The organism is Dyadobacter sp. (genome assembly GCF_039919315.1).
Lineage (GTDB): Bacteria > Bacteroidota > Bacteroidia > Cytophagales > Spirosomataceae > Dyadobacter.
Window position 1 is genome coordinate 163,361 of record NZ_JBDSFX010000067.1, and the last position, 13,957, is coordinate 177,317.

The 13,957-nt window shown below is 43.5% G+C and carries 13 protein-coding genes; 3 read left to right on the forward strand and 10 right to left on the reverse strand.

Annotation, left to right across the window (positions count from 1 at the left end; genetic code table 11):
* Positions 1–109 precede the first annotated feature (109 nt).
* From ABIO93_RS18870 to ABIO93_RS18905, 8 genes are all read right to left on the reverse strand, one after another.
* Positions 110–1,183, reverse strand: a complete 1,074-nt coding sequence (locus tag ABIO93_RS18870; RefSeq protein WP_348070444.1) for an alpha/beta hydrolase — start codon at positions 1,181–1,183, stop codon at positions 110–112.
* Positions 1,184–1,243: 60 nt separating this feature from the next.
* Positions 1,244–1,651 carry a hypothetical protein gene (locus ABIO93_RS18875; protein ID WP_348070446.1) on the reverse strand — a complete coding sequence of 136 codons (408 nt, stop codon included), beginning with the start codon at positions 1,649–1,651 and terminating at the stop codon, positions 1,244–1,246.
* A gap of 116 nt (positions 1,652–1,767) precedes the next feature.
* Positions 1,768–3,288 (reverse strand): alpha-galactosidase, encoded by a 1,521-nt coding sequence (locus tag ABIO93_RS18880; protein WP_348070471.1) that lies wholly within the window; start codon positions 3,286–3,288, stop codon positions 1,768–1,770.
* Entirely contained in the window at positions 3,171–3,965 is a 795-nt protein-coding gene (locus tag ABIO93_RS18885; RefSeq protein WP_348070448.1) for a glycoside hydrolase family 36 N-terminal domain-containing protein, read from the reverse strand. The genes ABIO93_RS18880 and ABIO93_RS18885 overlap by 118 nt, the downstream gene beginning before the upstream one ends.
* Before the next feature lie 26 nt (positions 3,966–3,991).
* Positions 3,992–6,748 (reverse strand): PQQ-dependent sugar dehydrogenase, encoded by a 2,757-nt coding sequence (locus tag ABIO93_RS18890; protein ID WP_348070450.1) that lies wholly within the window; start codon positions 6,746–6,748, stop codon positions 3,992–3,994.
* Positions 6,749–6,801: 53 nt separating this feature from the next.
* Positions 6,802–8,106: a serine hydrolase domain-containing protein gene (locus tag ABIO93_RS18895; RefSeq protein ID WP_348070452.1), complete on the reverse strand. Its 1,305-nt coding sequence runs from the start codon at positions 8,104–8,106 to the stop codon at positions 6,802–6,804.
* Between the two features lie 102 nt (positions 8,107–8,208).
* The gene (locus tag ABIO93_RS18900; RefSeq protein WP_348070454.1) at positions 8,209–9,348 is read right to left on the reverse strand and encodes a glycosyl hydrolase; all 1,140 of its coding nucleotides are present in this window, start codon (positions 9,346–9,348) and stop codon (positions 8,209–8,211) included.
* A 59-nt stretch (positions 9,349–9,407) separates the two neighbouring features.
* Positions 9,408–10,304: a TIM barrel protein gene (locus ABIO93_RS18905; RefSeq protein ID WP_348070455.1), complete on the reverse strand. Its 897-nt coding sequence runs from the start codon at positions 10,302–10,304 to the stop codon at positions 9,408–9,410.
* 303 nt (positions 10,305–10,607) lie between these two features.
* Between ABIO93_RS18905 and ABIO93_RS18910 the strand changes: the two genes are divergently transcribed.
* Complete coding sequence (locus ABIO93_RS18910) at positions 10,608–11,027, forward strand: helix-turn-helix transcriptional regulator (RefSeq protein WP_348070457.1); 420 nt, start codon at positions 10,608–10,610, stop codon at positions 11,025–11,027.
* A 32-nt stretch (positions 11,028–11,059) separates the two neighbouring features.
* Entirely contained in the window at positions 11,060–11,779 is a 720-nt protein-coding gene (locus ABIO93_RS18915) for a hypothetical protein (RefSeq protein ID WP_348070459.1), read from the forward strand.
* Position 11,780: 1 nt separating this feature from the next.
* On the opposite strand, the gene ABIO93_RS18920 is transcribed toward ABIO93_RS18915, so the two are convergent.
* The gene (locus tag ABIO93_RS18920) at positions 11,781–12,818 is read right to left on the reverse strand and encodes a DUF262 domain-containing protein (RefSeq protein WP_348070461.1); all 1,038 of its coding nucleotides are present in this window, start codon (positions 12,816–12,818) and stop codon (positions 11,781–11,783) included.
* Positions 12,818–13,417 carry a hypothetical protein gene (locus ABIO93_RS18925; protein WP_348070463.1) on the reverse strand — a complete coding sequence of 200 codons (600 nt, stop codon included), beginning with the start codon at positions 13,415–13,417 and terminating at the stop codon, positions 12,818–12,820. Before ABIO93_RS18925 ends, ABIO93_RS18920 begins: the two co-directional genes overlap by 1 nt.
* Before the next feature lie 314 nt (positions 13,418–13,731).
* Here ABIO93_RS18925 and ABIO93_RS18930 point away from each other — a divergent pair.
* On the forward strand, positions 13,732–13,957 hold a 226-nt coding region (locus ABIO93_RS18930; RefSeq protein WP_348070465.1), incomplete at its 3' end, for a type II toxin-antitoxin system Phd/YefM family antitoxin.

The following is a 13,957-nucleotide window of genomic DNA, read 5'->3' on the forward strand; positions in this document are numbered from 1 at the left end:
ACAACAAAATAATAGTAATAAGGTAAAATGTCTCATTTCACGTATCAGTTGTAAGCGTTTATGTTTGCTCTACAAAGGCGATGGGTTCAAATAACTATTTGATTTATAATTATAAACTCTTCAAAAACTCATTTAATACTTCCACGGTTTTATCCAGCTTATCGTGATGCAGATTGTGCCCTGCTCCATCAATGTGAATCAATTTCCCCTTTTGCATGACGCGCGCCGCTTCCTCGTTAGCTTTTCGCATTTCCGGCTTTGCATCGGCTTTTAAGATAAGTGCCGGTACCGTAATTTTTGCAAGGGCATCTGCAGTACTCATGGTACCTGTCATTGACTGTGCTTGCTCGGGTGTATAAGGTCCATGGTACTGCTTTTTTGAAAATGCCCAATAGTATATATCCACCTTATCCCATAACGGGTTTCCGCGATGGCCTGCCGCTACGACCTGATCAAAGGGAGTGTTGTTCCCCATCACAAGCGAATCCGGACTTTTAAACATGTTCGGCCGCCGTGCTGGCGCTGCTGCCGGCTGACCTCCTGATGCGGCAGTTGATGCAGCGGCCACGGGTGGACGATTTCCCAAACCCGGATCGAGCATGATAATGGCTTTTGCCAAATCGGGATAGGATGCACCGACCCGCATTACCGTAGCGGCGCCCATTGAATGGCCCATTAGAATTGGCTTTTCAAACTTCATTGCCTTTACAAAATCTACGGCATCTTTGATCATTGTTTGTCCATTATCTGTTGGCGTAAACGGATCGGTCAGACCATGCCCCCGGGAATCAATCATATATATATCGTAAGCGTCCTGTAATTTCAGGGTCAATGTGGTCCAGCTAAGCCCGATATCGGTATAGCCATGCACCATGACTATGACAGGTTTGCCTGGTGCGGGTTTGGCGTGATAATAATGCATGCGAATACCATTTGTATAGGCATAAGCGTCCGACCAACCATCTGGAAGTGTCGGAAATTGGGCCTTTACCACCATCGCTGGCAAGAGCATTAGCAGGATCAGGATTGATACATAAATTTTGGCTTGCGGCTTACCGGTTGATTTGTTTACTTGTTTCATTTGTAGCTGTATTAAAGTTAATTGACAATAAATGATCACATATTTTGCACACTGCCCTCGGCTTTCATACTTTGCAGATACGACGTTCTTCTTTTGAAGCATTCCTGGAAAATTCTTTTTTATGTCAGAAAAAAAGACCCTGGTTAGAGCACGAAGATTGACTTACAGAATTTGAATGACGATACTTTCCTTTTGCATCTCAACTCTAATATCGTATTCGATAAAGCCAATTTCTTTGTCATAGATAACCCGTAACCGGTCAGGCTGTCGACCCAGTTCTGAAAGCCACCGGGCATAAAGCTGTACAAATGCACGTTTATGATTGATCACAATTTCAGTCAATGCCCCCATCGACAGGAGGAAGCTATGAAAATCGCTTTTGATATTCGGGTCCTTCGAGTTATGATTATTACTAATATCAAGAACAAGCGTTCCTTTCCAGGGTGTGTGCTGACGGATTGACAGATATAGCCGTCTGAACAAAAGGTTACTGAGTGTTTGCTGCGGGTGAATCTTAGCGTGCCCCAGGGACGATTTACCTAGTATTGGAATAATATCAAGTACGTTCATAACGGAGTTAGCAAAAGATTATAATTCGGACAGTTCTGAACAGATCACCTCTTCGATTTTGTATTGGATACATAAGCATGGTTATCTATTTCAAAGGGTACCTTCAAGGGCAGTCGCTACATTGCCTCGATCTCGACCACCACACTCGTCCTTCTCGCATTCACAACCGGATTAAAACCAGCCGTCATCAAGTATTCTCCAGAATAAATCTGATCTTCCTTCAATGCAGATTTTGTTTCAGGATATAGATTCAATTCTTTCACTTTGTAGTTTTTGGAAGCGTCCAGTCCTTGCAGGCGAATCGGCGAATCGGAGCCGTCGCCGTTCCTGTTTCCTACCATATAAGCAAATAGAACAGCTTTCGATTTGCTCTTGGTAGCATACATCAATGCTGCATAATCATTTTTCTTAGGATCAACCAATCGGAAAAGGTCACCCTGGAAAATGACGTCTTTCACCGCATTGTAATTGGTAACCGCCTGCTGACTGAATTGAAGATCCTTTTCATTTAAATGACTTACCACAATGTCATAGCCCAACCTGCCCATCATGGCTACATCCGTGCGAAATTTTAAAGGTTGTTTTCCCCAATCCGTAACGTGCGCGCTTATTGTAATTGCAGGGAAGAAATAAGAATATTCCCATTGCATAAACACTCTTTCCAAAGGATCGGTATTGTCGCTGGGCCAGAATTCTGTGAAATATTTTAGCGCTTCATAATCGACGCGACCGCCTCCGCCGGAGCAAAGCATCATCGGCACTTTTGGATATTTCGCCCGCAGTTTTTCCAAAACCTTATACAACCCCTTCACGTAATCCACATAAAGTTGGGACTGACTTTGCTTGCTCTTTTCAAGGTAGGCGGAATAGGGATTAAACATTGTAGCATTGCAGTCCCATTTGATGTAGGCTATCTCCGGATTTTCGGTAAAAAGTTTATCGAGAATGCCGTAAACAAAATCCTGAACCTCCGGATTTGACAAATCCAGGGGAAGCTGATTTCGCATGTAATGCTCCGGGCGCTGCGGTTGTTTGATCACCCAGTCCGGATGTTTTTCATACAACTCACTTTTTGGATTTACCATTTCAGGTTCAACCCAGATCCCGAATTTAATCCCCGTTTTCTGTGCTTCTTTCACCAGATAGCCGATCCCATTGGGCAACTTCTTTACATTTTCCTGCCAATCTCCCAAACCGGCTCCGTCACTGTTCCTTGGATATTTATTGGCAAACCAGCCGTCGTCCAACAGAAATAAATCAACACCCAGCTTCTTGCCATCTTTGAAAAGCTCAGAAAGTTTTTCCTGATTAAAATCGAAATAAGTGGCTTCCCAATTATTCAACAGTGTCATTCTGGTGCCTTCACCGTCCAAAATTCGATATTTTCTGGCCCAATTATGCAAGTTGCGGCTTGCTTCTCCTTTCCCGTTTTCTGAGAAAGTGTAGATGAAAGACGGCGTTTTAAATTCCTGTTTTGAAGCGAGCGGATATTCTGAAGCGTAAGGATTTATTCCGGCGATTAATCGCAAATTATGATACGAATCAACCTCAAATTCCATTTTGAAATTTCCCGACCAGGCCAATGTTCCCAGTAAAACTTTTCCTTCCGTTTCTGTTGCAGGTTTATCAAATGACAGTGAAAAACTGGGTGGCTGATAAAGATTGGCGCGTGTTCCGAGTTAGAATCCAATACCCGAATTCCAGCTGTCAATAATTCTTCTTCCGGGTTCATTTCTTTGGCCCAGGTTCCGTTGTAATGCGTCAGATAATAATCCTTTGCTATGAAGTAGAGGTTGGCAGAAGCATATTTTTGAAGCGTAATGGGTTTCTTCTCTTCGCTTTTAATCACACTCCATTGCTCCACCACATTTTCCTGAAAATAGGTTTTGTAAAAAAGTGTCACTTCCACTGCGTAAACCGGATCTTTCAAGAAAATGCTCGTAAGACTTACATTGTCATTTTCCTTTGCGGTATTGTGGCTCACATAAACAAGATCCAATGATTTGTTTCCGTCGCCATGCGTAAGTTGCAGCGCTGGTTCGGAGACATTCCATGTGCCCGCCGGCGTATAAGCCGAGTTGTAAATCCCCGCATTTCCGTCGCGTTGGCGGCTCTGCGATGGAATGAGTTTGTACTCTGCTGCCTGACTTAATTTCTTTCCGAAATAGGTTATGCCAAGATGGTTTTCCTTGTCTGTTTGCAGCACCAGAACATTTTGTCTGGTTTCAATCGGAATGATGGTTGGCGCTTGCTGGGCAAAGGAACTGGTTCCTACCATCGCAAGGAAAACACCGTTAAAAATATGCTTATACACAACTATGAAATTTGATATGGATTGATTTAGTCACCTGCGACAAACCGGATTGCTTTAATTCCGATTGGAGCTCCGGTAAAGACAAAATAAACATCTTTCACACCTGATCCTGCCTCGGCAGCAATGTCGAAGACCATTTTATCACTGTATTCACCGGAAAACTTACCTAACAGCATTCCATCTGCGCCGCCTGCATGCGCCTCAATCGTTCCGGAAGGAGGTGTCGGCGCCTTCCGGCCGAAAGCACGGATAATCTCAATTTGTTTGATGCCAGTCAGATCAGTTCCTTTGAGCCTGAAAGACGCGCCGGAATTTCTGACAAATGCCATTGTACTATCATTGTTAAAACCTATTTCTTTGACCTGGTCGGCAAGTGCTACCGGCACGACCGGATTTCGAAGGATAACCGTTGCTTCCGACGATTGCGAGGGAGCTGTTTTTGTACCACGGTCGGCGTAGGCAGCACGGAATATGAAGCTGCCTTCCGTATCACCCTTTGGTGCAACCGTTGTATAAGTGCCTTTTACAGGTAATGTTTTGGCCGGTTTCGGTGCATCCGACAAGCTCATTATGTAGCGGACAATTCCTTTCACATCGCTGTCCGCCATGGTCGGGTGCGCGGGCATGAATGCGTCTCCCCAAACACCTGAACCACCATTTAATATCTTCTTGGACAAACCTGCTACTGCGGCGGGATCACCCTTGTATTTGGCAGAAATAGCTGTAAAAGAAGGCCCTAGCACCTTTTCTTTAATCGCATGACAAGCCTTGCAATCGCCATTATTGATCAGCGAAATCGCGGTTGCATATTGCGCCGAAGCATCCACACTTAATTGCTTTTGTGCGATCCGGGTTAAGTTAAAACCCTCTGAAAGATAGTTGGTGCTGACAGAAACCTGAGAAGGCAATATTTTTTTGTTTGCAAGACTGCCATCTTCCTTGTCACTCACGCGCACTTCATACTGAATGCTTTTTCCAGGAAAATAGAAGGTGGAGTTTCCTTTGGTAATTTCAAATTCTACCACCGGAGGCTCATTGCCCGCTTTTATTTCAACCGATTTGGTATTCTTCTCCCCGGCTTTGTCTGTTACGGTCAGGGTTGCCCGATAAGTGCCGGCTGTTGTAAAAGTAATGGTTGGATTAGCCTCTTTCATTGTTTTAAAAACCGCATTGTTCTTCCTGACAACCCATTCATATTGCAGCGCGTCGCCTTCATCAAAGTCTTTCGTTCCTTCCGATGACAACGTGACTTGCATCGGAAGCGCACCTGCCGTTTTACTTGCTGACGCTTCTACCAATGGTTTTCTGTTTCCGCTGTTGTACTCGATCCGGATCAGCTCGGCCTCCGGGTTATCTTTAAAGTATCCATTCCCGTATTCAAGTACATACAGATCACCGTCCGGCCCGAATTTCATGTCGATCGGCCCTTTTAATTTCAAATCGGGCAGAAAACGCTCCATAGATTTGTACTCGCCGTTTTCATCCATTTCCACCACATTCATCCATCCGCGGACCCAGTCGGTAATGAACCATTTTCCTTCATAGTATTCAGGAAATAATCGCGATGCGTTTTTGAAATCATCTTTTCTAAATACCGGCCCGCCGACTGCGCTGTTACCCCCACTTTCCATCAGCGGAAATTCCTGGCTTTGCGCTTTTGAATACCAGATAAATGCAGGCTGCGCAGCGGGGAGCTCCTTTAAGCCTGTGCTGTTGGGAGAATTGTTGAACGGATGGGAAGGGTCAAAAGGCTCGCCGGAAACTTTGGTGGCGAAGTCATATTTGACGTAAGCTTTGTTGTTGGCCACGAAATAGGGCCATCCGTAAAATCCTGGCCCTTTGGCCCGGTTGAATTCGTCATAGGATTGCGGTCCGCGTTTTTCCAGATCGTCGCGGGAACCATCCGGGCCTACTTCTCCCCAGTAAAGCCATCCGGTTTTCGAATCGATCGTTGGGCGCCAAGGGTTTCTATTACCCATCGTGTAAATCTCGGGTTTGGTCTGCGGCGTTCCCACAGGAAAAAGGTTGCCCTTTGGAATGGTGTAAGGGGCGGCCCCCGCCGTACCGTCTGGTTCTGGATGGATACGGAGGATTTTACCTCTTAAATCATTCGTATTCGGAGATGATTTCTGGGAGTCGCGGGGTGATTCTCCTGGTCTTTCATCAAGCGGGGCAAAACCGTCGGAAGCACGGGAAAATGTATTATCCCCCGTAGTCAGATAGAGGTTTTTGTCCTTGTCGAAAAGCATCCCTCCACCTACGTGGCAACATTCTTCGCGCTGCACCAGCACTTCCAAAACCACCTTTCGCGAGCTTTCCAGTAACTCCTTACCATGCCATTCATAGCGAACCAGCACGTTTTTCGCTTCTTCACCAGCAAGGGAATAATAAATGTAAATCCAGTGGTTTTTGTCATAATCCGGATCCAGGATTACTCCCTGCAACCCATCTTCCCCTTCGGTGACTTCTCCAGCTTTATTTACATATTTTGTACTGACCGCAAACTCAGCCACCGTTTCCATGGCTTGTGACTTTGGATCATATACCTTCAACTTACCTTTCCGCTCCGCATAAAGTACCCTACCATCTTTCAGGACCTGAAACTGCATGGGCTCTTCAAGCCTTTGCGCAAGAACCACTTTGGTGAAACGGTTACTCTCCGGCTTTTTAGGTGTTTGTGCAAAGGAAGTCTCAGTATATAACAGCAAGCTTAGCAATGCAGAAAAAAATAGCATGCGCTTCATTATCACATTGCTATAATGAAAATCGGGTGTTTTTGACATTAGAAAAAGGCTTGAATAATTTGGCAATGTTGAAAATTTAATGGCTGACACGACTATTTGAAGAGCTGATAGGCTTTGCTGAGAAATGGCTTATACATCGGCTCGTGCTTGGGCATATTCAGGTAAAACAGGACAATCATATTGTTTTCGGGATCAATGATGTAATCTGTGCCGTACAGTCCTCCCCAGGCAAATGCGGTGTTGGAAACCTCGGGAACCGGTTTCTTTTCTGTATTATAGAGTTCAAATCCAAGTCCAAACTGAAACCCTTTTCCGCCGGAGTTCTCTGCTGGTAAGCGGTTCACCTTGGTCATCAGCTCAATCGTTTCGGGTTTGAGGATGCGCTTGCCATTGTATTCACCTTTGTTAAGCAGCATTTGGCAAAATTTGGCATAGTCGCCTATAGGTCCGTTCAGGCCGATAGCTCCCTCTGCATAAGTTTGGACGGGGCTGATCGTGGTCTCGCTAAACTTGTTGGATTGCGGCACCAGTTTGCCATCAATGTCACTGTAAGCCTTCACAAACCGGCTGAGTTTCGAGGGTTCATAGTACCAGTCTGTTTCAGTCATCCCCAAAGGATCAAGTAACGTTGATTTGACATATTCGCGAAGGCTTTTGCCCGATATGAGCTCGACCATATAAGCCAGCATATTCGTGCTGATATGATAACTCCATTCGCTGCCAGGATCAAAGCCCAGCGGGTATTTTGCAAGTGCGATCATTTCGTCTTTAAGATATTTCGCCGTGCCAGCTCCGCCGGTTCGCTGTCCCGGCCCTGCCGCTGTTGTTGTTGCTGAGGTTGCAGCCGCATTTTTTTTCTCCATTTCGGCGCGACGTGCCTTTCCTACCAGCCCGGCGCTGATTCCCGACGAGTGCGACATCAAATGCGCGAAGGTCATTGGTGTTTTCACCGGCCTTGTCTCAAATGTTCCATCCTCTTTAATGGCAGTCGCAACTTTATCGGAAATCTCGGGGAAATATTTAGAAACCGGATCATCAACCGAAACCAACCCTTTTTCGACCAAGGTCATAAAAGCTACCGTTGTCACTGCTTTGGTTTGAGAAAACAGGATATAGTAATCATCCACAGCGGCCGGAACCTTGTTTTCAACGTCTTTGTATCCAAATGCTTTGTTATACACAACATTTCCGCCCTTGGCGACAAAACCTACAATGCTGCTCGCTTTCTTCTGATCAATAAAACTTTGCAGCAGCGAATCAATGCGTTTTGTTTTGTCCTCGCTGGTTCCGTTGGCTTTGAGATCAGCTTTATAGTTTAATTCCTGCGGTGCTTTTTGCTGGGCAATTGTGCTGGTGAATGCCGCTAAAAGCGCTATGCTTAAATAGATTTTTTTCATAATAACTAAGGGGTTAGGAATAGCAAAGTTTTTCCCAAAAAGACATTTATCAATTTTGGTATAATCAGTATAAAAGCTGTCACTTTTACTGATGCAAAAGCACTATTTGTTATATATATTTTTTAAATCGTTCTCAAATAGCGTGTATTTGTCGTCATAAAACTTCTTAAAATCCGGTACGGCGGAATGGCCAGGAAACGGCGCGTAATAATGGGTTGGACTTTTGGTGTCGTTGCGCCAAACGAGCACATAAGCCAGATTTAACTTGTTCTTTTGGAGTACTTTAAGTAGCACATCCGTATACCAAACCGGATTCACGATGGATTCAAGACCCGTCTCTGTAAAGGCGGCGAGTTTTTTGTTTTCCAGTGCAAAGTCATTTACGATTTTGAGTTTTCTAATAGCCTGCTCTAAGTTGTACTTGCCATCTCGGCCCATGTCTCCGTAGTTATCCATTCCAACCAGGTCCACCCATTCATTGCCGGGATAACGCTCGCTAAATTCTTCTTTGCTATTGAATTTGTTGTCGGGAGAAAACGCGTAAATCAAGTTATGAACGTCCAGACTATCCCTCAAATAACCAGCAGTAAATTGCCACAATGACTTGAATTCGTCCGGTGTGCAATGGGACTTACCCCACCAGAACCAATCGCCGTCAAACTCGTGATACGGCCTGAAAATAAGTGGAATCTGCTCCCCGTTGGCTCCTTTAAGACTTTTGAACCAACCCGCCAACCCCTGCAAAATGAGTTTGTAATCCTGATGGTTTTTACCTTCCGGAACAATGTATTTAACGCCTGGCAACGAAACGGAATCCTTCCAGTAGAAACCGCCGCCGGACACCGGGTTGGAAAAATGCCAGGATATGGTCGTCACTCCGCCACGCGTATAGGTATCAGTAACCAGTTTTCTCAGGCGGTCTTCACTTTTCTTTATGGATTCTGCGGATCTGCCCGTCAGTGGCGCAATGTCCACACCAATTACTGCCGGGTGCGAGCCAACAACTGACTTCACGTCCGATCTTCCCGGTTCGTCACGCCAGCCATGTCCATAATCCGTTGCGTCCTGATGCCCAAATAGTGTATGCTTTTTGGCCAACTCGTGCATATTTTTGTAAAGTGCGGCGGTTTCCTTTGTTGCTTTGGGATCAATTAGTTTTTGAGCCCGAGCCATGGATCCGGACAACAATGTGAGCGCCGCGAAAGCGATTGCTATTTTATTTATTTTGAAATTAATATGCATTTGAAATAAATATTACTGTATTAAGATGAGCTAAAAAAAGGCAATGTAATTTGACATGATCATGCAACATCACAAATGCCTATTGCTTGTTTTAAAGATGCTATGTCATCCTTGCGACTGGGGATAAATTCCTGCGCGACGAATCCCTTGTATCCCGTCTCTACAATGGCCTTCATAATAGCCGGGTAATACAACTCCTGGGTTTCGTCAATTTCGTGTCTTCCCGGCACGCCTCCGGTGTGGTAATGCGAAATGTATTTGCTGTATTTTTTAATAGTTGCAATCACGTCACCTTCCATGATCTGCATGTGGTAAATGTCGTACAGCAATTTGAATTTTTCAGATCCTACCATATCACATAGACTTGCTCCCCAAGCAGTATGGTCGCACATGTAGTCCCTGTGATTGACTTTGCTGTTGAGCAGTTCCATCACCATGGTCACATTGTGTTTTTCGGCAATGGGCATCAGTTTTTTTAAACCAACCGCGCAGTTTCTCATTCCGTCGAGATCGCTCATTCCACGGCGATTTCCGGAAAAGCAAATGATCTGATCATAGCCTGCTTGCTTGACCCTTGGTATAATATCTTCAAATCCTTTGATGAGCTCGTCATGATTGGCGGGATCGCAAAATCCCTTGTCCAGGCTTCTGGTCAAACCTTCACCCCAGGGTAGCGCGCAGGTTAAGCCCATTTTCTTCAAAACCGGCCATTCAGATGGCCCACACAACTCAATAGAGGTGATCCCCAGCTTTTTCACTTCTTCCGCAAAGGTTTCGAAAGGAATTTTGTCGTAACACCACCTGCATACCGAATGCCTGATCTGCCCGTTGAGAACAGGCCCCAGGGCTTTTTCAGTCGCGCCCCACGCATTTGTCAATGTCGGCAACATGCTGAGCAAGCCTGCTCCCGCCGCTACACTTTTTATAACAGCACGTCTGCTTTTTCCGATTTTCATTATTCAAGTTGTTTAATACTATTTTAAATAAACCTCTCCTGCGATCTCATCACAGAAGGAATGGTTGGGAATCGAAAAAATAGAATTTTTTCCTGCAAAAATAGGATGGATCAGCATGCGGACTGGTTAAGGAAAACCCTACTTTTTTAAAACTTAGGGTTTTCCCTTGAAGTCAGTTCAATTGCCTGCGTCTGTTCTCAACACAATCCGACCGGTAACATACATCGCCAAGCCTGTAAGATATCCGAGCACTTCCGGGCAGATTTATATAAATTGCTTTTTTTAACCAAACACCCTTTCCACATGGCACATACTACCTCCAATCCAAAGATCCACGAAGGCCGTAACTTAAAGCGTTTCAGGGAGATGCTCCAAATTAAACAAGATTATTTGGCGTTTGAGCTTGGCGAAGATTGGAACCAGCAAAAAGTCTCTTTACTTGAACAAAGAGAAAAGATCGATTCTGATATTCTGGAGCAAGTTGCAGCAATTCTTAAAATCCCGGCTGAGGCGATTCGGAATTTTGATGAACAACAGGCAATCACTGTAATTTCCAGCACTTTCAACGACAACTCTCAGCTAAGTACCCTGATCAATAACTACAACAACCCTATTGATGCGGTCTTAAAACTTCATGAAGAAAAGATGGCACTCTATGAGCGGATGTTGAAGGAGAAGGATGAGATGATGGGGCGGTTGGAGCGGTTGATTGGGGGTAACTAATTAAAGTAGAACTGACTGAAATAAAAACTTTTATGGATATACCGGTATTACTAGACTACTTTAAAAAAGTAGTTTTCGAAGGCGATTTAGATAAGTTAATTCAGATCGGCAGGGCTAGTGAAAAGGAAGTTGAAAGAAGAAAATTAAATGCTAGAATGTCAACGCAATCAATAACTACGGATTCTTCAACAACTACGACTTCTTCAACTCTCACAACCACAGTGAATATTCAACGTTCATATTACGATTTCGATTCCACTCTGGCGCGATGTGCAATACCCATGGCTGTTACCCTAATCTCCACGGCTCAATTTTTCGGAATATTACTGAACTCGACTGGAACATACTCAGAAAACTTCGATAAAAATGTCAAAGACTTTTTTGATTATGGAGCACTCAGCTTGCATACGACGGAAAAGGAGTTACTTCGGGCCGTCTATCGTAATGGAATGATGCATAGTTTTTTCCCAAAAGGAAACAACGTGGAAATCGAGTTCGACTCGTCTGCTGAACGGTCGCTCTTTAAAAAGAAGGGAGCGATAGTAAGTATGAATGTTGTGGCTCTACATGATGTTGTTAAATCAATATTTGAAAAAATTGAGTCTAATGTTGCAAATTTTGAATTGTTAAAGGTGAATTTCAACCTTTGGGAGGCTGTGGATAAGGAAAATCTTTCACGTGTTGTCGAGCAGTTTAAGAATCACGTCTTAAAGAAAGAGGCGATTATAACTGAGTCTAAGAAACAAGCCTGAATTAGGCCAGTCCTTGGGTTTGCAATTCATTTTCTATGTTATTCCATTCTTTACCCTCAATCAGTCCCCCAACAACCACACCTCTTCGAACCCTATTTAACCTGTCATTTGTGGCTTGTAAGGCTGCTTTGTAATATACCGCCTGCGCCAAAGAAGTCCCATTCATTTGTGAGTTTATTCCTCGCATAAATTCATCTATACGCTCGACTATTTCCCCCGGTTGTAATGACATACCCTTAATATTAAGTGCTACATCTAACTCAATAAATAGTGTAAACATATCAGCCTTTCGCCATATCCTAGAATTCGCATCAAACCCGCATTCTTCAATAAAGTCAATAACTAGTTGTATTCTATTTTCAATCATGCCGGCATCGGGAAAATCGTCATTAAAACGTTCTAGAAGATCCTCAAATGATTCATCTCTATTGAAATACCCAATCATCAATGTCGCAACAATTGTGAGACAATAGCGGAGATCCCCCATCCTCTTGTAGTCAGCTGAATTAAATAATCTGTGCTTCTCAAAGAATGAATTTCCAGAAAAACGTTCCACAAATATTTTGAGTGCTCCTGCATACACCGCATTACTGATTTCAATATCTAGCAAGGAATATTTTGTAGCATTAAGTCTTCGGAATACCTCAACTATTTCTTCCTTAGATACCGCGCCGAGATCTCTAACTGCAACATCATATTGCAAAAAGCTTTGTTTTGCATCTTTTTCAAGGTCTAAATAATTTGGTACCGAAATTAATTTTAAGTCTTTATCACCATTGAAATACTGAAAAATCGTATTTACTCTTTGAAGACCATCAACAAGTAATTGTGTCCCTTCTCCAGTATCCAGATTCACATCTCCGTCCGCTAAGTATATTTCCGGAAAAGGGTATCCTCTTAAAATCGTATCAATGAATTTATTCTTATCCTCACGAGACCAAACAAGTCTCCGTTGAAATTCAGGCCTGGGAATAATTTTACCATCCTTCACCATTGTTATTAATTCTCTAATTTTCTTGTTATTTGGTGCTGTTCTCATTATTCTCCTGCGGTTTCAATATTTACACATTCTCTTAAAGATTTACTCTGGTATAAACTAAGCTGCTCGATACTGAAAAAAAGGGCGGCCCTTATTTTTCTACGACCAAGATACTGTTGGGATGACAAACTACTAAAAAGTCTCCACCAATCGTCACACGCCCGCAACCTTACATTCCTCGGGAAATGATCTGGTCGAAGCCAACCACATACCAAATAATCTCCCAGCCTATCTGATTGTCTTGGATAATACGGTGCCCTAAATGAGTGTTCTGACAACTCATTCCAAATATATTTGAAAATGGGTTGGCAAATAACAGCTATATCGACATCCGAATCCGCACTGAACGGCCTGTATCTAGGAAGTTTTGGCAGATCTTTCCTTTTTTTCTCGACAATCGAAAATCCAAGCTTTGCAGAACCAACCACAATAAGTCGAATAGACTCGATATCAACATGAAATTTTTCAGACAATCTTGTTTTAATATATTGCGTATGCAATGCTTCTACATGTGCTGCATCCTCAGAAAGCAACACCTGATTAAGGACTTCGTCGAAATCAAGAGTACGTACCTGTTCTTTAAATTCTTCAACTGTCATTTTAATTCAAGAAAGGAATCCGAATCCACAAATCTTTGGTTGGTTATCACAAAGAAATCAAGCCCGATTTCTTTAATTTACTAGGTAAAATAGTCATTAGGTAAGAAAGTGGCTTACATTATAAAGCTACTATTCAACTCTGACTAATCAATTTTACGAACCCCAATCAACTCAACCCCCAAAACCTCCTCAATCCTTACAATCGTCTCAATCGTACAATTACTATTTCCTTTCATTCAGGAATTTACAGTCTGCCCCAACTTGAAATTGAGTTACAAAATCCCCTATCTTCGTGTACACAAATTCGTACACCCATGAGAATCATTTCAGCTAGGGAATTTCGGGGGAAGCAGAAGGATTATCTCGATCTTGCAGAGAAAGAACGGGTGATCATTCACCGGGGAAAGAATAAGAAGTCAGTTTTACTCACGCCAATTGATGAAAGTACTGAAACTGATGTCTTTTTTTCGGACCCACAAGTGTTAAATGCCATTAAAGAAGGTATTGAAGACGTGAAGGCTGGAAGAGTGACTTCCATTC